Here is a 22,787-nt window from a genome sequence, read left to right as displayed (position 1 = left end):
TTGATTTTTTATGGTCGTCCCGCGCGCCGCCCCCGCCGGCTATTCGCTGAAATGCTCGATCACGAGCCGGTTGAAGCGCGCCGCATGCTCGATCTGCGTCCAGTGTCCGCAGCGGCCGAACACGTGCAGCTGCGCATTCGGCAGCAGTTCCAGCAGCCGCGTCGAGCTGTCGAGCGGAATCACGCGGTCCTCGCGGCCGTGCACGATCAGCGTCTCGTGCGGCAGCGCGCGCAGTTTCGCCTCGTCGCTCGCGAGCGCATCGACCCAGCGCTGACGCGGCGCGGGAAACATGTTCGCGAACGCCTCCTGGTAGCCGGGCCGCACGCTCGCGTCGTAGCGCAGCTTCGCGAGCTCGTCGTTCACCAGCGTGCGATCGAACGCGAAGATGTCCAGCAGGCCGCGCATGTTCGCGATCGACGGCGTATAGCCCCACACGGCATCGAGCCCTTCGGTGAGCGTGAAGCGCGTGCCGGCCGCGCCCATCAGCACGAGCCGGCCGACCCGTTCGGGCGCGCGGATCGCCAGCGCGAGCGCGAGCGCGCCGCCGAACGAGTTGCCGATCACGTGCGCGCGCTCGACGTCGAGCGCATCGAGCAGGCCGAGTGCGTGGTCGACCCAGTGGTCCATCGAATACACGTAATCGCGCGGCCGCTCGGTTTCGCCGAAACCGGCCATGTCCGGCGCGATCACGCGAAACCGCGCGGCAAGCGCGGGCATCGTGAGCCGCCAGTTCGCATAGGCCGTGACGCCCGGCCCCGAGCCGTGGATCAGCAGCACCGGCGGCCCGTCGCCGAGGTCGTGATAGTTGGTGTCGAGACCGGCCGCGACGATCCGGCGGCCCAGTTCGGGATTGCTTGACATGATGCTTCTCCAGTCGGTTTCGGTGGCGCGCGGCGCGTCAGCGCCCGCGTTTCTTCGCGCTCTGCCCGCCGATCCCGAAATGCGCCTTCGGCATCTCGGTGATGATCACGCGCACCGATTCGAGCGGTGCGTCGAGCGAGCGATGGATGGCTTCGGTGACTTCCGCGATCAGGCGTTCCTTCTTGTCGTCGTCGCGGCCTTCCAGGATGTACAGATGAGCTACCGGCACGATGGCCTCCCGTTGCATTCGGAACGTTCAGATGAAGCGCAGGCCGACCGAGCCGATGTCCTGCACGCGCAGCGTCACGTTGTCGCCGGCCGCGACGGCCACCGCCTCTGTGATGCCGCCCGACAGGATCAGGCTGCCCGCCGGGATCGATTCGCCGCGCGCGCCGAGGTGGTTCGCGAGCATCGCGATCGCCGCGGCCGGATGCCCGAGCACGGCCGCGCCGGCACCGAACGCGACCGGCAGCCCGTTTTTCTCGAGCACTATGCCGAGCGTGCGCAGGTCGACGCCGTCCACCGGCAGCGGGCGGCCGCCCGCGACGAAGCGCGCGGCCGACGTGTTGTCGGCCACCACGCTCTTCAGGTCGAACTTGAAATCGCGGTAGCGGCTGTCGATCACCTCGATCCCGGCGACGACGAAATCGGTCGCGGCGAGCACCGCGCCGACGTGGCAGCCGGGCCCCTTCAGTTCGGCCTTCGTCACGAACGCGATTTCCGGCTCGACCTTCGGATGGATCAGCGCGGACGTGTCGCACTCGCCGCCGTCGGGCAGGTCGTAGACGTCGGTGAGGAAACCGAACACGGGCGTGTCGACGCCCATCTGCCGCATCTTCGCGTGCGACGTCAGGCCGGCCTTGTAGCCGACGATCCGCGCGCCGCGCGCGAGCTGCCGGCGGCGGATCGCATCCTGCACCGCGTAGGCGTCGTCCCAGTCCATCTCCGGATGGCGGTCGGTGATCTTCGGCGTGTCGCATGCTTCACGCATGCAGTCGTCGAGATGCGCGGCGAGCGCCTCGATCGTGTCGGTCGACAGGTTCATGCGGCCTCCCGCTTCGCTTGCGCCGCGCGCGCCTTCGCGAGCGTCAGCGCGGTGTCTTCGATCATGTCCTCCTGGCCGCCGACCATCCCGCGCCGGCCGAGCTCGACGAGGATGTCGCGCGCCGGAATCCCGTATTTGTCGCCCGCCCGCTTCGCGAACAGCAGGAACGATCCGTACACGCCCGCATAACCGAGCGTCAGCGCGTCACGGTCGATCCGGATCGGGAAATCCATCATCGGTACGACGAGATCCTCGGCGACGTCCTGGATCTTCCACACGTCGACGCCGGTTTCGATGCCCATCCGCTCGCACACGGCGACGAACACTTCGAGCGGCGTGTTGCCGGCGCCCGCGCCGAGCCCCGCCGCCGCGCCGTCGATCCGGTTCGCGCCGGCCTCGATCGCGGCGATCGAGTTCGCGACGCCCATCGCGAGGTTGTGGTGACCGTGAAAGCCCAGCTCCGTGTCGGGCTGCAGCGCGTCGCGCACCGCGCCGAGGCGCGCCTTCACGTCGTCGGGCAGCATGTAGCCGGCCGAGTCGGTGATGTAGATGCAGTTCGCGCCGTACGACTCCATCAGCTTCGCCTGCTTCACCAGCCCTTCCGGGCTGTTCATGTGGCTCATCATCAGGAAGCCGACGGTATCCATGTCGAGCTTGCGCGCCATCGCGATGTGCTGCTCGGAGACGTCCGCCTCGGTGCAGTGCGTCGCGACGCGGATCGTATGCACGCCGAGCGCGTGCGCTTCCTTCAGGTGATCGACGGTGCCGATGCCCGGCAGCAGCAGCGCCGACACCTTCGCGCGCTTCAGCAGCGGGATGACCGCGCCGAGGTATTCCGCGTCGGTATGCGCGGGAAAGCCGTAGTTCACCGACGAGCCGCCGAGGCCGTCGCCGTGCGTGACTTCGATCAGCGGCACGCCGGCCGCGTCGAGCCCGCTCGCGATCGAGCGCATCTGGTCGAGCGTCATCTGGTGACGCTTCGGGTGCATGCCGTCACGCAGCGTCATGTCGTGGACGGTGATTCGCTTGCCTTTGAGATTCATTTCCGTTCCTTTTCGTCCGGTCGTGGAAGTCGCGTCCGCGGGCATCAGGCCGCCTGCGCGGCCGATGCCAGCGTGAGGCGGCCGGCCAGCAGTTCCTCGGCGAACATTTCGGCGGTGCGCGCGGCGGCGGCCGTCATGATGTCGAGGTTGCCCGCGTATTTCGGCAGGTAGTCGCCGAGGCCTTCGACCTCGAGATAGACCGACACACGATTGCCGTCGAACACCGGCCCGTTGACGAGCCGGTAGCCGGGCACGTAGCGCTGCACGTCGGCGATCATCGCGTGCACCGATTCGACGATGCGCGCTTCGTCGGGTGCGCTCTCCGTCAGGCAGTGCACGGTATCGCGCATGATCAGCGGCGGGTCGGCCGGGTTGATCACGATGATCGCCTTGCCCGCCTTCGCGCCGCCGATCTGCGCGACGGCCGCGGCCGTCGTGCGCGTGAATTCGTCGATGTTCTTGCGCGTGCCGGGGCCGACCGAGCGCGACGATACGGTCGCGACGATCTCGCCGTACGCGACCGGCTGCACGCGCGAGATCGCGCGCACCATCGGGATCGTCGCCTGGCCGCCGCAGGTGACCATGTTGACGTTCATCTCGCCGGAGCCGATGTGGTCCTTCAGGTTGACCGGCGGCACGCAGTACGGACCGATCGCCGCCGGCGTCAGGTCGATCATCAGCACGCCGAGCGCATTGAGCTTGCGGCTGTTCTCCGCGTGGACGTACGCGCTCGTCGCATCGAACGCGATCTGCACGCCGTCCGCCTGCACGTGCGGCAGCAGGCCGTCGACGCCGTCCGCGGTGGTCTTGAGGCCGAGTTCGCGCGCGCGTTTCAGGCCGTCGGAATCGGGATCGATGCCGACCATCCACACGGGTTCGAGCACGGGGCTGCGCATCAGCTTGGCGAGCAGGTCGGTGCCGATGTTGCCGGGACCGATCAGCGCGCAACGGATCTTTCGGGTCATGGGGAATGCCTCGTTAGCGTGGAAAAGAGAACGGGCGGCGCTCACGCGAACCGCACCGAACACGCGCCGATCCCGCCGATCGACACGCGGAAGTTGTCGCCGCGCGCGGCCGGCGCCATCGCGGCAAGCGCGCCGGACAGGATCACTTCGCCGGCCTTCAGCGGAATGCCGAGGCGGCCGAGCGTGTTGGCGAGCCACGCGACCGCATTCACCGGCGAGCCGAGCGCGGCCGCGCCGGCACCGGTGCCGATCACGTCGCCGTTCTTCTCGAGCACCATCCCGCAGGTCGACAGGTCGACGCTGCGCGTGCTCACGGCCTTGTCGCCAAGCACGAACACGCCGCACGACGCGTTGTCGGCGACCGTGTCGCCGATGCGGATCTTCCAGTCGCGAATGCGCGAATCGACGATCTCGAAGCACGGCATCACGCATTCGGTCGCCGCCAGCACCATCGCGTTCGTCACGCCCGGGCCGAGCAGGTCGCGCTTCAGCACGAACGCGATCTCGCCTTCGGCCTTCGGCTGGATCAGCGTGTCGAGCGCGATGCACTCGCCGTCGCCATACACCATGCCCGACAGCAGGTAGCCGAAGTCGGGCTGGTACACGCCGAGCATGTCCATCACCGCCTTCGACGTGACGCCGATCTTCTTGCCGATCACGGTCTCGCCCGCGTCGAGGCGGCGCTGCACGAAGCGCTGCTGGATGCGGTACGCGTCGTCGACCGACAGGTCCTCGTGCTGCGACGTCAGCGGCGCGATCGGTTCGCGCGACGTCATCGCGTCGTACAGCCGGTCGCCCAGCGTGGTAATCAACGTGGAGTCCATAAGAGTGTTCCGGTCAGTAACGGTTGGGTCAGAGCTTCACGCAGACGTTGCGCAGCTCCGTGTAGAACTCGAGCGAATGCACGCCGCCCTCGCGGCCGATGCCCGATTGCTTCGCGCCGCCGAACGCGGTGCGCAGGTCGCGCAGGAACCACGAATTGACCCACGCGATGCCAACGTCGATCGACGCCGCGACGCGATGCGCGCGCGACAGGCTGGTCGTCCAGATCGCGGTCGACAGCCCGTACGCATTCGCGTTCGCGCGGCCGATCACTTCGGCCTCCGAATCGAACGGCATCACGAGCGTGCACGGCCCGAAGATCTCGTCGCGCGCGATCGGCGAATCGTCGCCGAGGCCGGTCCAGATCGTCGGCTGCACCCACGCGCCGCCGCGCAGGTCGTCGGGCATGTCGGGCACGCCGCCGCCCGTCACGATCGTCGCGCCGAGTTCGGCCGCCTTGCGGTAATACGACAGCACCTTGTCGCGATGCTCCTGGCTGATCAGCGGGCCGAGGCCGGTCGATGCCGCTTCCGGGCGGCCGGGTTGCAACTGCTCGGCGCCGGCCTTCAGCGCCGCGACGAAGCGCTCGAACAGCGGACGCTCGACATACACGCGCTCGGTGCCGAGGCAGACCTGCCCCGCGTTCGCGAAGCACGAGCGCAACGTGCCTTCGACGGCCGCGTCGAAGTCGCAGTCGGCGAACACGATCGCCGCGTTCTTGCCGCCCATCTCGAGACTGACGGGCCGCGCGCCGTCGGCCGCGGCCTTCATGATGGCCGCGCCGGTGCGCGTCTCGCCGGTGAACGTGATCGCGTTCACGCCCGGATGGGTCGTCAGGAATTCGCCGGCGGAAGCCGGCCCGAAGCCGTGCACGACGTTGTAGACGCCGCGCGGCACGCCCGCCGCGTTCATCACTTCGCCGAGCAGCGCGGCCGTCTGCGGCGTCTCCTCCGACGGCTTCACGACCACCGTGTTGCCGCACGCGAGCGCGGGGCCGACCTTCCACGTCATCAGCAGCAGCGGCAGGTTCCACGGACAGATCACGCCGACCACGCCGACCGGCCGGCGGATCGCGTAGTTGAGCGCGCCGGCGCCGTCCGGCGTCGCCATCTCGAAGGTTTCGCCGGGCACGTTCTTCACGACGTCGGCGAACACCTTGAAGTTCGCGGCGCCGCGCGGAATGTCGATATGGCTCGCGAGGCTCACCGGCTTGCCGGTGTCGGCCACTTCCGCTTCGAGGAAATCGTCGAAGCGGCGCGTGATGCCGTCGGCCACCGCATACAGCAGCTCGACGCGCTGCGCGACCGTCAGCCCGCCCCACGGGCCGGCCAGCGCCGCGCGGGCGGCCTGCACCGCCGCGTCGACGTCGGCGCGGCTCGCTTCGGCCACGCGCGCGATCACCGCGTTGTCGAGCGGCGAGCGCTTGTCGAACCAGCGCTCGCCCGCGCGATAGTCGCCGTCGATGAAGTTGCGGACGCGCCGCGGTTCCGGCTGCCCGCCGGCGGGGCCGCGTGTCGCGGCGTTGGGTTCGGTGTCGTACATGATGGAGTTACCGATAGTCGTGAATCCGTGATCCGTGGGTTCGTGAAGCGTGTTCGCGTGCGATGTCGTGCCGCGCCTTTCCGTGTCGCATGCCGCGCGTCACGACCCGCCAAGGCCGGCCGCATCGAGCCCCGCCTGCGCGCATTGCGCGTCCTGTTCCTCACTGCCGCCCGACACGCCGATGCCGCCGATCAATGCACCGTCGTCGACGATCGGCAGCCCGCCGCCGAACGCGACGAAGCGCGGTCGCAGCACGAGGCCCTGCCGCACGGCGTCCGAGTGCGACGCCAGGGCGGCGTGCCACGCGCCGGTCGGCAGACCGAAGCTCGCGGCCGTGTACGCCTTGTCGATCGCGATGTCGATCGAATGCAGCGGCGCGCCGGGCATGCGCACGAACGCCGCGAGCATCCCGGCCGCATCGACGACCGCGACGTTCACGCGCACGCCGAGCCGCCCGGCGGCCTCGGCCGCCGCCTGCGCAGCGCGCGCGGCGGCAGGCCAGTCGATCGTGCGCAGCTCGACGCTGCGGGTCGTATCGTTTCGGTTCATGGCGCTGCGCTCCTTCGCGGGTCAGGTATAGACGGTCGTGAACGCTTCGTTCAGCTCGCCGGAGTGGAAGAAGATCCCGCGCCCGAGTTCCTCCTCGGTCCACGTGGTGACCGGGCGATCGGGTTGCGCGAGATAGCCGAGCCCCGCGAACGTCTCGTTGCGGTTGCCGCTCGGATCGAAGAAGTAGATCGTGGTGCCGCGCGTGATCCCGTGCCGCGTCGGCGCGACGTCGATCTTCACCTTGTTCTTCGCCATCACGTCGGCCGACTTCAGCACGTCGGCCCAGTCGTCGAGGAAGAACGCGATGTGATGCAGCCCGTTGCGCGGGCCACCGACGAAAGCGATGTCGTGCGGCGTCGTGCTGCGGAACATCCACGTCGCGGCCTGGATCGTGTTGCCCGGGCCGACCATCACCTGTTCCGCCAGATGGAAGTCGAGACACTCGGCCATGAAGCGCGTGTTCTCCTCGACGCGGTTCACGCCGGCCTCCGGATTCAGCTCGCACATCAGCAGGCAGTGGTCGAGCCAGTGCACGGCCGAGCCCGGCACGTCGTCGGGCCACGGATCGGGGTTCAGCGAGCCGACCGCGGTGCCCACCAGCTCCTTCTTCGCGAACAGGCGCAGCTCGTGCCCGCTCGGCAGCAGGAACCGCAATTGACGCCCGACCGCCGGCAGCGCGCCTTCGGGCAGCATCTCGGTCGCGATTCCGTATGCTTCGATACGCTGCTGCAGCGCGTCCAGATCCGCGTCGTGCTCGACCTTGTACGCGGCATGCTTGAGCCCCGCCTGATCGGACAGCGACAGGATCAGCGAATACTTGTCCCATTCGTCCCAGCATTTCAGGTAAACGTTGCCCGCAGCGTCGCGCATCGTCTCCTGCATGCCGAGCACGCGCACGTAATGACGCAGCGCCGCTTCCATGTCCATCACCTTCAGACTGACATGACCAATACGCATCACACCCATGATGTGTCTCCTCCTGGTTTCCTGATTACTTGTCGATCGCCGGCGCGCCTGCACAGGACGCGCCGCAGAAGAACGGCTTTTTCAACCGGCCGGCCACTTCGAGTTCGACGTCGCCGTCCGGCACGACGCGGCACGCCAGCGCGTAGCCGTCGCTTTCCTCCTCCGCGCTCACGTGCGCTCGGCTGATCGGCCCGAGCTTGCGCACCGCGCCGCGCAGCACACGCACCTTGCAAACGCCACACCCGCCGTTCAGGCAGCCGACCGGAATGCCGCGCCGGCCGAGCTTCGCCATGCCGGCCAGCAGCGACTCGCCGGACACGCACGCATAGCGCTCGTCGGTCTGCGCGATCCGGACCGTCCCGCATACGCGGCCCGCGTCCATGTCACACCCGCCGGAACAGCGGGCTGCGCGTCTGTTGCGCGTCCGCCGCCGAGATGAACTTCTCGTGATAGATGTCGCGCTCGAACAGGCGCCCCTGCATCAGCGTCGTGATGCACGCGTCGATCATCGCGGGCGGTCCGCACAGGTACGCCTGGTGCCCCGAGAAGTCGCCGTCGAAATGCGCCTTCGCGACGTCGTGCACGAACCCTTGCGCGACGTCGCCGCCCGCATCCGGCGCGCCTTCGGACAGCGCCGGCACGTACGTGAAGTTCGGATGGCGTGCGGCGAGCGCGCGGAATTCGTCGTGGTAGTACAGCTCCTTCGCGTTGCGCTGGCCGTAGACCAGCGTGATCGGCGCGGTGACGCCGCTCGCGAGCAGGTCCGCGATCATCGAACGCGGGCTCGACAGCCCCGATCCGCCCGCCATGAAGATCATCGGACGCGCGGCCGAGCGGCGCACGAAGAAGCGGCCGTACGGACCCGACAGCCGCACGCGGTCACCCGTCGCGAGCTGCTCGTGCAGATAGCCGGTGCCGAGCCCGCCCGGCACCTGCCGCACGTTCAGCTCGATCTCGCCGGTGGCCGCGACCTCGGCCGGCGCGTTCGCGATCGAGAACGCACGGCTCTGCCCGAGGCCGGGAATCTCGAGCTGCACGTACTGGCCCGCCTGGAAATGGATCGGCTGCGACAGCTTCAGGCGGATCGACTTGATGGTCGGCGTGAGCTGCTCGATGCGCGTGACGTCGGCCGCGAAGTCCTTGACCGGGATGATCTCCGCGTCGGGCTCCTCGTCGACGTCGGCCTCGATCACGGTGTCGGCCTGCAGCGTCGCGCAGCACGCGAGCGCCTTGCCTTCCTCGCGCTCGAAATCCATCAGCGCGAACGGGTTCGCGTCGCCGAGATCGGTTTCGCCGTCGAGCACGGCGACCTTGCAGGTGCCGCACAGGCCGTGACAGCACGCGTGCGGAATGTAGATGCCCTGGCGCAGCGCGGCGTCGAGCATCGTCTGTCCTTCCTCGACCTCGATCGTCACGCCCAGCGGCTCGATGGTAAGTTGATGGCTCATGATGGTTCGCTCGTCCGCGTGGCGGTCAGAAGCTCGCGCCGCCGAGGCCGTCGAGGCCCGGCGTGCGGAAGCTGATCAGGTCCTTGTGCCCGAGGCCGTTGTCGGCCAGGCTCTTCGCTGCGTCGGGCGTCCACGGCTCGCCGGAGCGAAACCACGCGACGCGATCCCAGTCGATCTTCGCGAAGTCGGGGTGATAACCATAGACGGGCGGCAGCACCTTGTCGGCCAACGCGCCGAACGGCAGGTCGGGCGGCAGCGGCAGGCAGAACGGCGCCGGGAACATCAGGTGGTCTTCCCAGCACACGTAGAGCAGCGGCGCCGGAAACCTCCCGACGGCATCCTTGATCGGGAAGTCGTAGGGTTTGAGCGCGATGACGGCCATGTTTGTCTCCTGTCGGCCCGCGTTCGCGCCGTGGCGCGCGCGGGTCCTGTTCAAGGTTGCGTATCGATTGCGGGTCAGTTGCGGGTGGCCTGGCCGCGCCAGGCCGCGAAGTTCTTCTGGTCTTCCGAGCCATCGAAATCGAGGTTGTCGCGGCCCATCTGAACTTCGTAGTAGTCGAGCACCGCGGCGAGCGGATCGAAGCCTTCCGCGCTCGGGTCCGCATCGGGCGGGAAGCAGTTGCCCTGATGGATCTGGTGCACCGGCAGCCACGCCTGCACGTATTTCTGCGGCTCGTGGTCGAAGATTTCCTTGCAGTGATCGCTGCAGAAATGGAACTTGTTGCCGAGGTAGTTCGACTCGCGCGCGCCGATCTTCTTCGGGTTGCCGGGCTCGGTGAACAGCATCGGGATCTGGCAGGTCTGGCACAGCATCGGCAGCGTCTTCATGTAGAAGCGGTTGCCGGCTTTCGCCTGCTCGCCCCAGTAGTCGAAACGCGGCCGGTAGTAGCGGTCGAACGAATCGGGATACTTCGCGGACAGCCACGCCATCTCGTCTTCGGTCGGCACCCAGGTGTGGAACGCGGACGCCGCGTTGAAGCCGTAGAACGTCGACCAGGCCTGGTGGCTGATGTGGTCCTTGCCTTCGCACGCGTCCTGCCAGCCCTTCGGCTCGCGAATCCCGTAGCGTGCGAGATCCTTGAACAGCGCGCCGCCGTTCTGCTCCGCGTACATCTCCCACGATTCGCGCCAGCTCATCACGCGCTTCGGCTGCATGTAGTCCATCATCATCGCGACCAGCGTGAGCAGCCGGTAGCCGCGCCAGAACCACTTGTCGATCCAGCGCTGCACGATCGGCACGTTGTCCGGGTCCTGTTCGAGCAGGAACTTGATGCACTCGATGCCGAGCGTCATGTGACGCGATTCGTCCGACTGCGCGGAGAAGCCGAACGTGACGGTCGACATGTCGCCGTTGTACGCGGCGCCCGACATGAACGGCACGAACAGCAGGTTCGTCAGCACGTATTCGAACGAGAAGCTGACCGCGGTCAGGAACTCGAACGGGCCCGACGAATACGCATCCTCGAAGAACGACTTCGGCACCGACAGATACCAGACGCGATCGAACCAGTGGTTCGAATGATGGAAACCGTTGAAGAACTTGTTGTACGTCGACATCGCGTGCGTTTCGGTCTGGTAGTGCCGCAGCTCGTCGATCGACTGCATCTGGCATGCGATGCGCGCGCCCTCGCCGGTGAAGTGCCGGCCGACGTGCGCGAAGCCGCGATGCGCGAGATATTCGAGCGGCGTCACGCCCTGGATGAACAGCTTCAGCGCGTTGATGTAGCGGGCGTCGGTCACGCCGAGGAATGCGTTGTTCTGCGTGAACGCGTCGATCACCGCGTACAGCTTCTTCTCCTTCTCGCCCTGGTATTTCCAGTACGCATCCATCGTCAGGCGGAACGGATCGACCCACTTGTCCCAGTCGTGGATCTTGATGCCTTCATAGCGGTCGTACGGGAAGACCTTCTCCATCGGCTGGTAGGTCGTCTCCCAGCCGAGGCCGCGCGTCATTGCCGCGTAGCGGTCCTTCAGGCCGAGCTTTTTTTTGAGCGTTGGCGTGTCCATGCGTGTCTCCGTGTTGTCGGTGCGCGTAGCGCGGCGTTCAGTGCGACCAGCTCAGCGTGAACTGGTCGTCGTCCTCGTCGATGTGGCCGGACAGCGTGATCAGGTTCACCTGCAGCTGCTGCAGGTCGAAGCGCGTGCCGGTCAGTTCCTCGATCGTGTCGCGGCGGATCGTCAGCCGGTCCGGCGCGTCGATCTTGACCATGCCGGGCGACTCGACCACCACCGCGCGCGGGTTGTCGGCGACGATCGCGTCGACGATCGGTCTGGAGTCCTCATTGGCCTGAAAGGCGATGAATACGTTGGACATGCTGGTTATCCTTGGGATGTGAGGTGAATGCCCGTCGTCAGAGCGCGATGCCGAGCTTCGCGACACGCGCGTGGAACTGCTCGCGCACTTCGTCGAGCGCGGCCTGGCCGGCGTCCTGCAGCGCGCGTGCGGCGACCGGCGCGAGCGCCGCGTCGGCCCGGGCCGACCAGTCGCGGGTCCAGCGGGCGAGCAGCGCGCGGTTGTCGTCGGATTCGGCGGCCATCGTCTTCACGACCGCGTCGATCCAGCGGTTCGATTCGGCGTGCCATTCGGGCATGAACGCAGTCAGCATCGCGACCGCCGAGCCGCCCGCGAGCGCGATCCGCTCGTCGACGAAACGGTCGTAGACGAGCGGATAAAGCAGCCCGTCGAGCGCGAGGTTCTGCGCGACGAACAGCTCGACCGGGTCGGCCACCACCAGCGTGTCCTCGACGTAGCGGCGCAGCGGCTGCCAGGCGGCGTCGTTCGTCCAGGCCGCCTTGGCCGCGTCGAGCACGTCGGGCTCGGCCATCGCGAGCGCAAGGCGCGTCAGGTACTGCGCGACGCCGAGGTTGTCCATCGCATGGAACATCGCGGGCGCCGTGAACGCGGTGCCGTAGCCGAGCGCGCAGATCTGCGCGTTGTTCATGTTCGCGCCCCACGCGACGTGGCGCAGCGGCACCAGCACGTCGAGCGCGTGCGCGGCGACGTCGTCGCGCATCAGGCCGATCATCCGGCGCGACTCGACGAACTCGAAGTTCGACTCCATCGCGTCCTGCTGGCGCGCCCGCGTGGTCGCCCACGACGCGTAGTAGAACTGGCGCGGATCCTTCAGCGCGTACCAGCTCGCCATCCGGATCGCCGAACGCGACGGATCGAAGATCTCGTGATCCGGATCCCAGGTCGGCCGGTAATGGAAGTTCGCCTGGGGCTGCGCGCCCATCATGCCTTCCTGGTAGCGCGTCGCCGTCTTGTCGCCGCCGATGTGCTGCGCGACGTGCGCGAAGGTGTGCCGGAGCGGCTTGATGTCGACTGTCTTCAGCTCGATGGTCACTTCTTGCTCCTCAATGTCATGGGTTCGCTTCGACGTCGAGCCGCGTGACCTGCTGTTCGCGGCAGAACGCATCGAAGGCGGCAGGAGGCAACGTCAGCTCGACGCACAGCTCCGGCGCACCGCCGATCGACAGCTCGAATTCGACGAAGCCGCGCACGTTCGTGCCCGTCACGCGGACGCACTTGCGGCCGGGGTCGAGCGGGGAAAGATCGGTCGGGTGCTGATTCATGATCGGTGTCGCCTCCATACCGGACTTCAATGCAGCATCCGTGCCACGTTCGGATCGACCTTCAAAAAATCTCGATAATTCAGGGAAAGCCCTGACGCAAAGTTCGAATTCGCGATCCACAATGGCGGTTAACCAGAACGGCAAACGCACGCCGGCGAACCTGCCGGAACCTATATCCGGCGGCCTTTTTCATCATTTGAGCAACTCGGTCGAGCGCATTTGATGAAATGATCAAATCGATCCGCTCACCGCGGCGCTGCTGGCGAAAACTTTGAAAATCACGAGAAATCTCGACGGAGGAGACATGACGCGGCCCAGCCTGCCCCCTTTGCCGCCGGACACCGACCTGCGCAAGCTGATCCATTTTTCGGCGAGCGACGGTCGCATCTGGCTGGCCGGACAGCGGATGGTGCTGCTGCATGCCGGCGCGCTGGCGACGCTGCGCCAGGAACTGATGGAAAGCGTCGGCCCCGCGCAGACGCGGCGTTTCTTCACGCGGGTCGGCTTCGCGGCCGGCGAACGCGACGCCGCGCTCGCGCGCGAGATCCGCAGCGGCGCGTCGCTGTTCGACATGTTCCACGTCGGCCCGCAACTGCACATGCTCGAAGGCGCGGTGCAGGTCACGCCATTGCGTTTCGAGGCCGATCCCGCGACCGGCGCGTTCTACTGCGAATACCGCTGGGAACATTCATGGGAAGCCGACGTGCACCGCCGCACGTTCGGGCCGCAGCCCGAACCGGTGTGCTGGATGTTGATCGGTTATGCGACCGGCTATACCAGCGCGTTCATCGGCCGCACGATCCTGTTCAAGGAAACGACCTGCGTCGGCATGAACGATCCGCACTGCACGATCGTCGGCAAGCCGGCCGACGAATGGCCCGACGCGGAGGAAATCACGTCGTGGTTCAAGGCCGACTCGCTGATCAACACGATCCGCGACCTGCAGACCGAAGTCGAATCGCTGCGCCTCGAGATGACGCCCGACGACGGCCGCACGCGGCTCGTCGGGCGCTCCGACGCGTTTCGCGCGGCCTATGCGCTGCTGGAGACGGCCGCGCCGACCAAGGTCGCCGTGCTGCTCACCGGCGAGACGGGCGTCGGCAAGGAACGCTTCGCGCGTGCGCTGCACGGCCTCAGCCCGCGCGCGGCGAAGCCGTTCGTCGCGATCAACTGCGCGGCGATTCCGCATGCGCTGATCGAGTCGGAACTGTTCGGTGCGGAGAAAGGCGCGTTCACGGGCTCGCAAACCGCCCGCGCCGGGCGCTTCGAGCGCGCGGACGGCGGCACGCTGTTTCTCGACGAGATCGGCGAGCTGCCGCTCGACGTGCAGGCGAAGCTGCTGCGCGTGCTCCAGGAGGGCGAGGTCGAGCGGCTCGGCGCGACCGACGGCCGGAAGGTGGACGTGCGCGTCGTCGCGGCGACCAACCGCGATCTCGAACAGGCGGTGCGCGACGGCACCTTTCGCGCGGATCTCTACTACCGGATCAACGTTTATCCGGTGCTGATTCCGCCGCTGCGCGACCGGCAGGACGACATCGCACCGCTCGCCGACGCGATGCTCGACCGCTTCGCGGCGCTGCACGGCAAGCCGACGCCCACGCTGACCGATTACGCGTACGACGCGCTGCGCGGCTACCGCTGGCCCGGCAACGTGCGCGAGCTCGAGAACCTGATCGAGCGCGCGGTGATCCTGTCGCGGCCGAACCGTCCGGTCGACGCGAAGGACCTGTTCCCCGGCGTCGGCTCGCCCGGCGGCGCGACAGTCGACCGGGCCGGGCAGATCCGGCCGGCGACCGCGATGTCGATCGACTGCGGGTCGATCCTCGACCAGCTGCAAGGCGGCGGCGGCCTCGACGGCCTCGAGCGGGCGCTGCTGCATGAAGCCGTCGACCGCGCGAACGGCAACCTGTCGGCCGCCGCACGCCTGCTCGGGCTGACCCGCGCGCAGCTCAGCTATCGGCTCAACCGCAAACAGGATCAGGAGGACGCGTGACATGAACAGCATCCTGCCCGCCCATCCGTTCGACGATCCGCCGCCGGCGCTCGAACCGGCCGCCGACGACGCCGCCGAACCGCACGCCCGCACGCTCAGCGAGCACGCGTATCACCAGCTCCGGCAGCACATCATCGAAGGGCATTACCCGCCCGGCACGAAGCTGCGCGTCGAGCACCTGAAAGACGTGTACGGCGTCGGCGCGGGCACGCTGCGCGAGGCGCTCACGCGGCTCGTCAGCGATGCGCTGGTCGTCGCCGAAGGGCAGCGCGGGTTTCGCGTGACGCCGATGTCGGTCGACGATCTGGAAGCGATCACGCGCCTGCGCATTCATATCGAGGTCGATGCGCTGCGCGACTCCGTGCGGCACGGCGACGACGCATGGGCGCAGCGTGTGCGGCAGAGCTTCGAGCAGTTGTCGGCCTGGGAGCAGCCGGTGTCGATCGAGCACCGCGCCGCATGGGAAGCGTGCAACCGGCGCTTTCACGAAGCGCTGATCTCGGCGGCCGCGACGCCGTGGACTTACCTGATCCTGCGCATGCTGTCGCAGCAAAGCGAGCGCTACCGACGCGTGTGCATCGGGCTCGGCGATTCGAAGCGCGACGTGCATGCGGAACACACGTGCCTGTTCGAGGCCGCGATGCGCCGCGCCGATGCGCGCGCCGCGCTCGCGCTCGAAGACCATATCGGCACGACACTCGCGGTGGTGCGCAACGCGCCGCCCGGTACGTTGCCGTTCTAGCGTGCCGCCGCGCGGACGACGCGATCACGCCAGCTCGGGATACCCGTGCGCGGCCGCATCCCGCGCAAACCCGGCAATCGTGTCGTACGCGCCCGGCGGCAGGCGCTCGAATCCCTTCAGCCGCAGTGCGCTCGCCCGCGCCGGATCGAGCGCGACCGCGTGATCGAGCGCATCCTGCAACGCCTCCACGAGCCGCCCTTCCAGCGCTTTCGACGCGATCAACGGCAACCCCGGCGCCGACGCCGTCATGCCGATGATCCGGATCTCTTTCAACAACTCGGGCAGCGCGTCACGCACGTACGCGAAGGTCACGCAATCGATCGCCGCGCAATCGGCAACGCCTGCCGCCAGCGCGCGCAGCACGTTCAGGTGCGAGCCGAACGGCACGACCGAACCGAAGAAACGCCCGTCGTGCGCATGCGGCGCGACCGCGTGCCGGAACGCGTTCATCCCGCTGTGCGAATCCGCGCCGTTGAAGGCGGCCCGCAATCCGCGACACGCAGCCAGCGTCGTCGCGCCGCCCGCATGCACGCGCGCCGACGCGACCAGCACGCTGCTGTAGCGCGCGCCGTCGCAGCCGGGGGCATCGAAGGCCGGTGTCGCAATCAGGTGCGCGGTATCGCGCAATCCGAGCATCCGGTACGGATAACCGCACGTCTGCGACAACAGCAGGTCGTTGCGGCGCCACAGCGCGTGCAGATCCCCGAACGGCTCGTCGAGCAACGCGACGCCGGCCGGCCCGCCGGCGCGCGCGAACGCATCGAGCGCGTCACGCAGCAGCGCGCGCCACAGCGCGGCGTGGCGCGGCGTCACGTTGTACATCGGCAGTCCGGCGATCCATTGGCTCATGCGGGCATTCTACGCATTGGCGGCGCCCTGGAGAAAGCCCGTTCGCCCGGGCGTCGCCGGGGTCCGGCACGCGGCCGGGGCCGGGGCCGGGGCCGGGGCCGGGGCGGCCAATGCTTATCGGCCGCGCAGCGATAAGCAAATCCGAATTGCTTGGTTGGCCTGACTACGCGGCCCGGTTAGCGTTCCAGTGTCGCGACGCCGCCGCATGCCGCTGTAGCGGCTGACCGCGAGCCGCGACGCCGGTCGGCCAACCGCATCGCAGCCCGCACCGGCGCGATCGTCCGCTACCGGTTATCCGTATATCGCCCGCTTCACCGGCTTCACCGGCTTCACCCGCTTCAACCGCCCCAGCACCATGGCCGAATACTTCGACGTCGACCACGCGCGCGCGATCGCCGCGCTCGACGCCCGCTTCACTGCCCGTACCGAGTGGCCGACCTGGCTGCTGGTCGTCGCGATCTACGGCGGCTGGCTCGCCGTGCTGCTGCTCGTGCGTGCCGAGCGCCTGTCGCTCGCGGCCGCGACGCCGCCGCTGATCCTGCTCGGCGCGTGGCACATGTCGCTGCAGCACGAGCTGCTGCACGGCCATCCGACGCGCTCCGCGTTCGTGAACCGGCTGCTCGGCTATCCGCCGCTGACGATCTGGTACCCGTACACGCTCTATCGCGACACGCACCTCGACCATCACCGCGACGAGGACCTGACCGTGCCGGGCGTCGACCCGGAAACGAACTACGTGTCGCGCGAGCAGTGGGCGCGGCTGCCGCGCTGGCGTCGCGCGCTGACGGTTGCGCGCACCACCTTCGTCGGACGTCTCGTGTTCGGGCCGCCGACGAGCATCGCCGCGATGTTCGCCGACGCGTTCGCCGCGTTCCGGCGCGGCGACTTCCGCTATCTGCCGATGTGGGCGACGCACGCCGCCTGCGTGGTCGCGCTGCTCGCGTGGCTGCAGTGGGCGATCGGCGTGCCGTGGTGGTACTACCTGCTGGCGGTGACGTGGCCCGCGCTGTCGCTCGCGATGATCCGTTCGCTGTTCGAGCACCGCGTCGCGCGGCATCCGAAGGCGCGCATCGCGATCAACGAGGCCGGTTTTGCGATGCGGCTGCTGTACCTGAACAACAACTACCACCTCGTGCATCACGACCTGCCGAGGCTGCCGTGGTACGACCTGCCGCGCGCGTACCGGATGCGGCGCGACGCCTATGCGGAGAAATGCGGCGGCTTCGTGATCCGCGGCGGGTATCGCGAACTGCTGGCGCGCCATGCGTGGACGCCGACCGACACGCCCGTGCACCCGTTCGACCAGGGCACGGCATCGCTGTCGACGGGCGGCGGTGCGAAGGTCGCCGCGGTCGACGGGTATCTTCAGATCAGTACGTAACGCGCGAGCGGGGCCGCGCTCCGCCGTGAAGCCGCCCGATACGACGACGCGACGACGCGCGCCAAGCCGCCCCGGCGCGCGTTCATTACAAAAAGCCGACAACGCCGAGCTTCATCGGCGAATTGCCAATTCCACCGGCAATGTCCAGAATGACGACTCGTCCGGGGTTCCAACAATCATTCGCCCCGGCTCAGCCTCCCGGCCGCGCGCCGCATTCCCTACGACGATGCAACCGAACACCTCGCCGGGCGCGATCCGCTCGATCGGCAACGACTGGTCCGTCTCCGCGGTCACCGCGGGCTTTCTCGCGGTGCTGATTTCCTACGCGGGCCCGCTCGCGATCTTCTTCCAGGCGTCGCAGGCCGCGCATGCGTCCAACGAGATGGTGGCTTCGTGGGTCTGGGCGATCTCGATCGGCGCGGGCGTGTCGGGGCTGTTCGCGAGCTGGAAACTGAAGGCGCCGGTCGTGACCGCGTGGTCGGCGCCCGGCACCGCGCTGCTCGTCGGCCTCTTTCCGCAACTGACGCTGAACCAGGCCGTCGGCGCGTACATCACGGCCGCGCTGATCATCCTCGTGATCGGCATCACCGGCTATTTCGACCGGCTCGTGCGCCATATTCCGCGCGGCATCGCGTGCGGGATGATGGCCGGCATCCTGCTGCCGTTCGGCATGCGCGCGTTCTCCGCCGCGACCGCGCAGCCGGTGCTCGGGTTCGGGATGATCGCCGCGTACGTGATCTTCAAGCGCCTGCTGCCGCGCTACAGCATCGTGCTCGTGCTGCTGACGGGCGCCGCGCTCGCGACGCTGCTCGGGATGGCGCATCTCGGCAACGTGTCGCCGAGCATCGCGCGGCCGATCTTCATCGCGCCCGAATGGACGCTCGGCACGACGCTCAGCCTCGCGCTGCCGCTCGTCGTCGTCAGTCTCACCGGCCAGTTCCTGCCGGGGATGACGATCCTGCGCGTGTCGGGCTACCACACGAGCGCGCGGCCGATCATCACGGCAACCAGCGTGATGTCGCTCGCGGTCGCGTGCTTCGGCGGGATCACGATCGTGGTCGCGGCGATCACCGCGGCGCTATGCACCGGCAAGGACGCGCACGAGGATCCGGACCGGCGTTATATCGCGGGCATCGCGAACGGCGTGATCTACCTGATCGGCGGGCTCTTCGCGGGGACGATCGTCACGCTGTTCTTCGCACTGCCGAAGGCGTTCGTCGCGATCCTCGCAGGGCTCGCGCTGATCGGTGCGATCGGCGCGAACGTGCACGGGATCTTCGAGGACGAGGCGCATCGCGAAACGTCGGTGATCACGTTCCTCGCGACCGCTTCGGGGATGACGTGGCTCGGGCTCGGGTCCGCGTTCTGGGGGATCGTGATCGGGTCGGTCGCGTATGCGGTGTCCGGCAGGGCGCGGCGGCAGGCGTAACGCGCATCCTTTCTGCCGCCACCCCGCTCACCGCGCGTGCGCGCGCACCAGGGTCGCGAGCGCGTCCGCCAGTGTCGTCGTGCCGTACACCCGCTCCGACACGCCGGCCTCGACATCGATCTGCCCCGCGTTGTGCACGTCGTACAGATCGACGATCAATTGCGCATGCCGTTCGCTGAGCCCCGCGCGCAACAGCGTCGCGGTCCATGCGTCGCGCGGCAGTTCGCGCGCGACGATCTCGCGGTCGGCCGCCGCGCCGAGCGTATCCGCGATGTCCCGCACGCTCGCGCGCTGCGGCCCTTCGATGCTGACGATACGCGGCCCGTTGCCGGTTTCGGCGGAATCGAGCAGCAACTGCGCCGCCGCGACACCCACATCGGGCGCCCAGACCGTCGGAAACACCTTGTCGACCGGATGGTGAAAGCTCGGCAGCACACCGGTTGCGAGCGCGACGGGCAACACGCGCGTCCAGTTCTGCAGGTGCTCGGCCGAGCGCAGCAGCGTGAGCCGCGTCGGAACCGTCTTCACCGCTTCTTCCAGACGATGAAAGAGCCGCGTGATGCCCGTGTTGCCTTCACGCTCCGCGCCGTAGTCCGACAGCGCGAGCAGCGCCGGCGGCGGATTCGCGGCAAGTGCGCCGGTCACGATGTCGATCGTCCGCTCCATCGTTGCCGCGGGGTCGCTGTCGGCGACCGGCACCGGACACAGCATCTGCACGGCTTGCGCGCCATCGAGCGCCGCCGCAACCGCGCGTGCGTCGGTCAGGTCGGCAATCGCGACGTCGCAGCCGAGTTGCGCGAAACGATCGCGCCGGCGTGCGTCGCGCAGCACCGCGCGCACGGGATGGCCTGCCTGACGCAGGGTCGTTGCAGTCGACAGTCCGACGTTGCCTGATGCGCCGAAAATCACGAACACGATCCGCTCCTGGGGGATGAAGGTGATGTGATTGTCGGTGCGCAGCGCCAACGTGACGCGCACGGACGGATGACGCGAGCAGGAAAGGATGACGGATCAGGCGCGTGCCGGGTTCGTCCGCTGCATGGCAGGAACCGGACGTTGTACGACACGGTGTCGAACGCTTGCGGTCGAGGCTCGCATGGTGCTGCCAGCCACGCTCATGCAGTCGAAACGAAGCATTGTCCGCGCGTGACGAATCGAGCACTCACCGATCGTCGTCGCGCACGCGCGGACATTGAGCCACCGCGCTCGATCAACGGTCGTCGCCGTCATAAGCGAGCCTCAGCCCACCCCGCGCCCCTGACCGCGCGATCTCCGTCGGCGTCGCGCCCAGCACGCGATTCATCCAGTTCGCCATGTGGCTCTGATGCGCAAACCCGGCTTCGAGCGCGATCTGGCTGATGCTGAGCCGGCCTTCGAGCAGCAACGCCTTCGCACGCTCGACCCGGCGCCGCACCACGTACTGATGCACCGGCATCCCGAGCGTCTCGCGAAACAGCACCTTGAAATGCGGCACGCTGATCGACACGAGCGCCGCGAGTTCGGCGAGCGTCATGCGTCGCTCGAGGTTCGCCTCGACATAGTCGATCACGCGGGCCGCCGCCTTCGGCGCAAGCGTACGCCGGCGCTCGCGGAACGCCGGTTGGCTGTCGACCAGCCGCGCGACGAGCGCCGTGCACAGGCTCTCCGCATAGAGCGGGTCCGACGCGTCTTCCGCCTCGAGTTCGGCGGCCATCGCCCACGCGATGTGCTGCAGGCGCGGATCGCGCACCTGCAGCCGCCGGCGGATCTGCGCCTGCGACGGCTTCAGTTCGAGTTGCTCGAACGTGCGCCGCACGAACGTGTCGCTGAGCGCGATGTGCAGGATCCGGCAGTCGGCGCTGTCGGTCCACCGGCCCGGCACGCCGGCGGGAATCACGTCGACGTCGCCGTGCGCCTGGATGCGCGACACGCGTTCGCCGTCGCACACGCAATCCGCGCGCACGGGCGAACCGATATGCACGCCGATGCGGTGATGCTCGGCGGCCGGAATCCGGTACGTGCCCGCGCGAATCTCCAGCAGCGACGCGCCGAAGCCGCGCCAGCCGAGCCCGCGGCTGGAGCGCAGGCTGACCGGCACGCCGTTGTCGGTCGGCGCGGCGAGAATCGGATCGCTCATGGTTCCCCTCCACCAGATCGGGTGTCGAACGCGCATTGTGACGCTTTTCCGCGGTGCTTGCCGGGCGCGCACGCCCGTTCCCGCACCGCGCGGAAAAAGATCATCCGTTTCTGCTCCAGCCGATCCGTGCCTGCGCGCCAGCAAGCGCCGACACGCCTACGATCGCCTCATCCGACACCTACGGAGCCCGTCATGCCCGATTGCCGCCCGTTTCGCGCGACGTTCGCCGCGCCGCCGCCGTCCGGGGCCACCCGCGTTGCTTCCCGCCGCGCTTCTCGCCCCGCTTCCCGCCCTGTTTCCCGTCCTCGTTCCGGCAGTATCCGCGCGACACTCGCCGCACGTTGCCTGCGCATGATCGGCTGGTACCGGCTCGAGCGGCTGCTCGCGTCGATTCCCGACAGCAACGACGACTTCGGGATCGTTTAACCGCCGCGACACAGGGCACACGCGCCGCCCGCGTCGGCCTACTTGCGCCGCCGCTCGTGCGGCGCGACGGTCGCGCCGTCGATCACCGGCGCGCCCTGCTTGATCAGGAAATCGCGAAACAGCCCCGTCACCTGCGAGATCCGCCGGTCGGCGAGCGTGACCACATACCATTCGCGCTCGATCGGGTTACCCGGAAACGGCAACTGCCCGAGCAGCCCCGTGCGCAACTCGAGTGCACACGCGTGCAACGACAGGAACGCGACGCCGAGCCCCGCTTCGGCCATCTGCTTGATCGCCTCGTTGCTCGACAGTTCGGAGCCCACGTGAAAGCGATGGCCGGCCGTCTTGAACAGGCTCTCGACCGTGGAACGCGTGCCCGCGCCGCGTTCGCGCACGAGCAGGTGCGCGGATTCGAGATCCTTCAGCGCGACGCGCTTGCGCTGCATCAGCGGATGGCCGGGCGCCGCGACGAACACCATCGGATGCTTCGCGAATTCGACCGCGTGCGTGCGCAGCTCCTTCGGCGCGCTGCCCATCACCGCGAGATCGATTTCATGCGTCGCGAGCATGCGGATGATGTCGTCGCGATTGCCGACCTTGAAATAGGTCTTCACGTGCGGACGCGTCGCGGTGAATTTCACCAGCAGCGGCGGGATCAGGTACTCGGCCGTCGTGATCGCGCCGATCCGCAGCGTGCCGCCGAGATCGCCCGTCAGCGCGGCCACTTCGTCGCCGGCCTCGCTCCACAGATGCAGGATCTCGCGCGCATAGCGCGACACGATTTCACCGGCGGCGGTCAGCTGCACGCCGCGCCCCACCCGCTGCAGCAGCGCGGCGCCCACCGCCTCCTCGAGCAGGCGCACCTGCAGCGACACGGCCGGCTGCGTCAGGTTCAGCTCCTCGGCCGCGCGCGACACGCTGCCGAGCCGCGCAATCATGTCCAGCGCCTTCAGCTGCCGGAACGTCGCGGTCTTTCCTATAAGTGAATACATATGAGTCGCTTATAAACATTAAATTGTTCGCGTAGGTTCAAA

The 22,787-nt window shown here is 68.1% G+C and carries 26 protein-coding genes; 6 read left to right on the top strand and 20 right to left on the bottom strand.

Annotated features, from left to right (window positions below; translation table 11 throughout):
- Nucleotides 1–39: 39 nt before the first annotated feature.
- The 16 genes from PL79_RS03120 to PL79_RS03045 all read right to left on the bottom strand — a co-directional run bounded on the left by PL79_RS03120 (nucleotide 40) and on the right by PL79_RS03045 (nucleotide 12,817).
- Nucleotides 40–861, bottom strand: coding sequence for an alpha/beta fold hydrolase (locus tag PL79_RS03120; protein WP_044845453.1), 822 nt, complete (start codon nucleotides 859–861; stop codon nucleotides 40–42).
- A gap of 37 nt (nucleotides 862–898) precedes the next feature.
- Nucleotides 899–1,108, bottom strand: a complete 210-nt coding sequence (locus tag PL79_RS03115) for a 2-hydroxymuconate tautomerase (RefSeq protein ID WP_082088541.1) — start codon at nucleotides 1,106–1,108, stop codon at nucleotides 899–901.
- 9 nt (nucleotides 1,109–1,117) lie between these two features.
- Nucleotides 1,118–1,906: a 2-oxo-3-hexenedioate decarboxylase gene (gene dmpH / locus PL79_RS03110; protein ID WP_044845454.1), complete on the bottom strand. Its 789-nt coding sequence runs from the start codon at nucleotides 1,904–1,906 to the stop codon at nucleotides 1,118–1,120.
- Entirely contained in the window at nucleotides 1,903–2,949 is a 1,047-nt protein-coding gene (gene dmpG, locus PL79_RS03105; RefSeq protein WP_044845455.1) for a 4-hydroxy-2-oxovalerate aldolase, read from the bottom strand. The genes dmpH and dmpG overlap by 4 nt, the downstream gene beginning before the upstream one ends.
- A 44-nt stretch (nucleotides 2,950–2,993) precedes the next feature.
- Entirely contained in the window at nucleotides 2,994–3,914 is a 921-nt protein-coding gene (locus PL79_RS03100) for an acetaldehyde dehydrogenase (acetylating) (protein ID WP_044845456.1), read from the bottom strand.
- Between the two features lie 41 nt (nucleotides 3,915–3,955).
- Nucleotides 3,956–4,738 (bottom strand): 2-oxopent-4-enoate hydratase, encoded by a 783-nt coding sequence (gene dmpE, locus PL79_RS03095; protein ID WP_044845457.1) that lies wholly within the window; start codon nucleotides 4,736–4,738, stop codon nucleotides 3,956–3,958.
- A gap of 28 nt (nucleotides 4,739–4,766) precedes the next feature.
- Nucleotides 4,767–6,278 carry a 2-hydroxymuconic semialdehyde dehydrogenase gene (locus tag PL79_RS03090; protein WP_044845458.1) on the bottom strand — a complete coding sequence of 504 codons (1,512 nt, stop codon included), beginning with the start codon at nucleotides 6,276–6,278 and terminating at the stop codon, nucleotides 4,767–4,769.
- Between the two features lie 99 nt (nucleotides 6,279–6,377).
- The gene (locus tag PL79_RS03085) at nucleotides 6,378–6,827 is read right to left on the bottom strand and encodes a GlcG/HbpS family heme-binding protein (RefSeq protein ID WP_044845459.1); all 450 of its coding nucleotides are present in this window, start codon (nucleotides 6,825–6,827) and stop codon (nucleotides 6,378–6,380) included.
- Between the two features lie 21 nt (nucleotides 6,828–6,848).
- Complete coding sequence (locus PL79_RS03080) at nucleotides 6,849–7,793, bottom strand: catechol 2,3-dioxygenase (RefSeq protein WP_044845460.1); 945 nt, start codon at nucleotides 7,791–7,793, stop codon at nucleotides 6,849–6,851.
- A gap of 25 nt (nucleotides 7,794–7,818) precedes the next feature.
- The gene (locus tag PL79_RS03075; protein WP_044845461.1) at nucleotides 7,819–8,175 is read right to left on the bottom strand and encodes a 2Fe-2S iron-sulfur cluster-binding protein; all 357 of its coding nucleotides are present in this window, start codon (nucleotides 8,173–8,175) and stop codon (nucleotides 7,819–7,821) included.
- Nucleotide 8,176: 1 nt separating this feature from the next.
- Nucleotides 8,177–9,241 (bottom strand): NADH:ubiquinone reductase (Na(+)-transporting) subunit F, encoded by a 1,065-nt coding sequence (locus PL79_RS03070; RefSeq protein WP_044845462.1) that lies wholly within the window; start codon nucleotides 9,239–9,241, stop codon nucleotides 8,177–8,179.
- Nucleotides 9,242–9,266: 25 nt separating this feature from the next.
- Nucleotides 9,267–9,623, bottom strand: coding sequence for a phenol hydroxylase subunit P4 (locus PL79_RS03065; protein WP_044845463.1), 357 nt, complete (start codon nucleotides 9,621–9,623; stop codon nucleotides 9,267–9,269).
- A gap of 74 nt (nucleotides 9,624–9,697) precedes the next feature.
- Nucleotides 9,698–11,248: an aromatic/alkene/methane monooxygenase hydroxylase/oxygenase subunit alpha gene (locus PL79_RS03060; RefSeq protein ID WP_044845464.1), complete on the bottom strand. Its 1,551-nt coding sequence runs from the start codon at nucleotides 11,246–11,248 to the stop codon at nucleotides 9,698–9,700.
- Nucleotides 11,249–11,285: 37 nt separating this feature from the next.
- Complete coding sequence (locus tag PL79_RS03055) at nucleotides 11,286–11,555, bottom strand: MmoB/DmpM family protein (RefSeq protein ID WP_044845465.1); 270 nt, start codon at nucleotides 11,553–11,555, stop codon at nucleotides 11,286–11,288.
- Between the two features lie 37 nt (nucleotides 11,556–11,592).
- Entirely contained in the window at nucleotides 11,593–12,588 is a 996-nt protein-coding gene (locus PL79_RS03050) for a phenol hydroxylase (RefSeq protein ID WP_044845466.1), read from the bottom strand.
- Nucleotides 12,589–12,604: 16 nt separating this feature from the next.
- Nucleotides 12,605–12,817, bottom strand: a complete 213-nt coding sequence (locus PL79_RS03045) for a phenol hydroxylase subunit (RefSeq protein ID WP_311766337.1) — start codon at nucleotides 12,815–12,817, stop codon at nucleotides 12,605–12,607.
- On the opposite strand from PL79_RS03045, the gene PL79_RS35990 reads away from it, so the two are divergent.
- The 3 genes from PL79_RS35990 (at nucleotide 12,816) to PL79_RS03035 (ending at nucleotide 15,552) form a co-directional block, all read left to right on the top strand.
- A complete protein-coding gene (locus tag PL79_RS35990; protein WP_193759809.1) occupies nucleotides 12,816–13,040 on the top strand; it encodes a hypothetical protein in 225 nt (74 codons plus the stop codon). The genes PL79_RS03045 and PL79_RS35990 overlap by 2 nt on opposite strands.
- Nucleotides 13,041–13,121: 81 nt before the next feature.
- Complete coding sequence (locus tag PL79_RS03040; protein WP_044845468.1) at nucleotides 13,122–14,810, top strand: sigma-54-dependent Fis family transcriptional regulator; 1,689 nt, start codon at nucleotides 13,122–13,124, stop codon at nucleotides 14,808–14,810.
- 1 nt (nucleotide 14,811) lies between these two features.
- Nucleotides 14,812–15,552, top strand: coding sequence for a GntR family transcriptional regulator (locus PL79_RS03035; protein WP_044845469.1), 741 nt, complete (start codon nucleotides 14,812–14,814; stop codon nucleotides 15,550–15,552).
- Nucleotides 15,553–15,576: 24 nt separating this feature from the next.
- On the opposite strand, the gene PL79_RS03030 is transcribed toward PL79_RS03035, so the two are convergent.
- A complete protein-coding gene (locus tag PL79_RS03030) occupies nucleotides 15,577–16,401 on the bottom strand; it encodes a phosphate/phosphite/phosphonate ABC transporter substrate-binding protein (RefSeq protein WP_044845470.1) in 825 nt (274 codons plus the stop codon).
- A gap of 355 nt (nucleotides 16,402–16,756) precedes the next feature.
- Between PL79_RS03030 and PL79_RS03025 the strand changes: the two genes are divergently transcribed.
- Together PL79_RS03025 and PL79_RS03020 are read left to right on the top strand one after the other, a co-directional pair.
- The gene (locus PL79_RS03025; protein WP_044845471.1) at nucleotides 16,757–17,782 is read left to right on the top strand and encodes a fatty acid desaturase; all 1,026 of its coding nucleotides are present in this window, start codon (nucleotides 16,757–16,759) and stop codon (nucleotides 17,780–17,782) included.
- Nucleotides 17,783–18,008: 226 nt separating this feature from the next.
- Nucleotides 18,009–19,211 (top strand): benzoate/H(+) symporter BenE family transporter, encoded by a 1,203-nt coding sequence (locus PL79_RS03020; RefSeq protein WP_044845472.1) that lies wholly within the window; start codon nucleotides 18,009–18,011, stop codon nucleotides 19,209–19,211.
- A 27-nt stretch (nucleotides 19,212–19,238) separates the two neighbouring features.
- Here PL79_RS03020 and PL79_RS03015 read toward each other — a convergent pair whose 3' ends face one another.
- Both PL79_RS03015 and PL79_RS03010 read right to left on the bottom strand, forming a co-directional pair.
- Complete coding sequence (locus tag PL79_RS03015; protein ID WP_044845486.1) at nucleotides 19,239–20,126, bottom strand: NmrA family NAD(P)-binding protein; 888 nt, start codon at nucleotides 20,124–20,126, stop codon at nucleotides 19,239–19,241.
- Nucleotides 20,127–20,421: 295 nt separating this feature from the next.
- Nucleotides 20,422–21,327: an AraC family transcriptional regulator gene (locus tag PL79_RS03010; RefSeq protein WP_044845473.1), complete on the bottom strand. Its 906-nt coding sequence runs from the start codon at nucleotides 21,325–21,327 to the stop codon at nucleotides 20,422–20,424.
- Nucleotides 21,328–21,519: 192 nt separating this feature from the next.
- Between PL79_RS03010 and PL79_RS03005 the strand changes: the two genes are divergently transcribed.
- On the top strand, nucleotides 21,520–21,753 hold the full coding sequence (locus tag PL79_RS03005) for a hypothetical protein (protein WP_235879189.1): 234 nt from the start codon (nucleotides 21,520–21,522) through the stop codon (nucleotides 21,751–21,753).
- Nucleotides 21,754–21,791: 38 nt separating this feature from the next.
- Here the strand turns inward: PL79_RS03005 and PL79_RS03000 are convergent, their stop codons facing one another.
- A complete protein-coding gene (locus tag PL79_RS03000; RefSeq protein WP_044845474.1) occupies nucleotides 21,792–22,745 on the bottom strand; it encodes a LysR family transcriptional regulator in 954 nt (317 codons plus the stop codon).
- Nucleotides 22,746–22,787 lie beyond the last annotated feature (42 nt).

The sequence above is a fragment of the Burkholderia sp. USMB20 genome (assembly GCF_000949135.2).
GTDB lineage: Bacteria > Pseudomonadota > Gammaproteobacteria > Burkholderiales > Burkholderiaceae > Burkholderia.
Note: the sequence above shows the minus strand (reverse complement) of the source record. Positions and strands in the feature narration are given on the sequence as shown.

Bases quoted from the DNA above. Each gene is read 5' to 3' on its own strand.
- PL79_RS03030 (WP_044845470.1), bottom strand. From the start codon at position 16,401: ATGAGCCAATGGATCGCCGGACTGCCGATGTACAACGTGACGCCGCGC.
- PL79_RS03115 (WP_082088541.1), bottom strand. From the start codon at position 1,108: ATGCAACGGGAGGCCATCGTGCCGGTAGCTCATCTGTACATCCTGGAA.
- PL79_RS03000 (WP_044845474.1), bottom strand. From the start codon at position 22,745: ATGTATTCACTTATAGGAAAGACCGCGACGTTCCGGCAGCTGAAGGCG.
- PL79_RS03090 (WP_044845458.1), bottom strand. From the start codon at position 6,278: ATGTACGACACCGAACCCAACGCCGCGACACGCGGCCCCGCCGGCGGG.
- dmpE (WP_044845457.1), bottom strand. From the start codon at position 4,738: ATGGACTCCACGTTGATTACCACGCTGGGCGACCGGCTGTACGACGCG.
- PL79_RS35990 (WP_193759809.1), top strand. From the start codon at position 12,816: ATGATCGGTGTCGCCTCCATACCGGACTTCAATGCAGCATCCGTGCCA.
- PL79_RS03120 (WP_044845453.1), bottom strand. From the start codon at position 861: ATGTCAAGCAATCCCGAACTGGGCCGCCGGATCGTCGCGGCCGGTCTC.
- PL79_RS03005 (WP_235879189.1), top strand. From the start codon at position 21,520: ATGCCCGATTGCCGCCCGTTTCGCGCGACGTTCGCCGCGCCGCCGCCG.
- PL79_RS03020 (WP_044845472.1), top strand. From the start codon at position 18,009: ATGCAACCGAACACCTCGCCGGGCGCGATCCGCTCGATCGGCAACGAC.
- dmpH (WP_044845454.1), bottom strand. From the start codon at position 1,906: ATGAACCTGTCGACCGACACGATCGAGGCGCTCGCCGCGCATCTCGAC.
- PL79_RS03040 (WP_044845468.1), top strand. From the start codon at position 13,122: ATGACGCGGCCCAGCCTGCCCCCTTTGCCGCCGGACACCGACCTGCGC.
- PL79_RS03070 (WP_044845462.1), bottom strand. From the start codon at position 9,241: ATGAGCCATCAACTTACCATCGAGCCGCTGGGCGTGACGATCGAGGTC.
- PL79_RS03025 (WP_044845471.1), top strand. From the start codon at position 16,757: ATGGCCGAATACTTCGACGTCGACCACGCGCGCGCGATCGCCGCGCTC.
- PL79_RS03080 (WP_044845460.1), bottom strand. From the start codon at position 7,793: ATGGGTGTGATGCGTATTGGTCATGTCAGTCTGAAGGTGATGGACATG.
- PL79_RS03085 (WP_044845459.1), bottom strand. From the start codon at position 6,827: ATGAACCGAAACGATACGACCCGCAGCGTCGAGCTGCGCACGATCGAC.
- dmpG (WP_044845455.1), bottom strand. From the start codon at position 2,949: ATGAATCTCAAAGGCAAGCGAATCACCGTCCACGACATGACGCTGCGT.
- PL79_RS03035 (WP_044845469.1), top strand. From the start codon at position 14,812: ATGAACAGCATCCTGCCCGCCCATCCGTTCGACGATCCGCCGCCGGCG.
- PL79_RS03100 (WP_044845456.1), bottom strand. From the start codon at position 3,914: ATGACCCGAAAGATCCGTTGCGCGCTGATCGGTCCCGGCAACATCGGC.
- PL79_RS03060 (WP_044845464.1), bottom strand. From the start codon at position 11,248: ATGGACACGCCAACGCTCAAAAAAAAGCTCGGCCTGAAGGACCGCTAC.
- PL79_RS03055 (WP_044845465.1), bottom strand. From the start codon at position 11,555: ATGTCCAACGTATTCATCGCCTTTCAGGCCAATGAGGACTCCAGACCG.
- PL79_RS03065 (WP_044845463.1), bottom strand. From the start codon at position 9,623: ATGGCCGTCATCGCGCTCAAACCCTACGACTTCCCGATCAAGGATGCC.
- PL79_RS03010 (WP_044845473.1), bottom strand. From the start codon at position 21,327: ATGAGCGATCCGATTCTCGCCGCGCCGACCGACAACGGCGTGCCGGTC.
- PL79_RS03045 (WP_311766337.1), bottom strand. From the start codon at position 12,817: ATGAATCAGCACCCGACCGATCTTTCCCCGCTCGACCCCGGCCGCAAG.
- PL79_RS03075 (WP_044845461.1), bottom strand. From the start codon at position 8,175: ATGGACGCGGGCCGCGTATGCGGGACGGTCCGGATCGCGCAGACCGAC.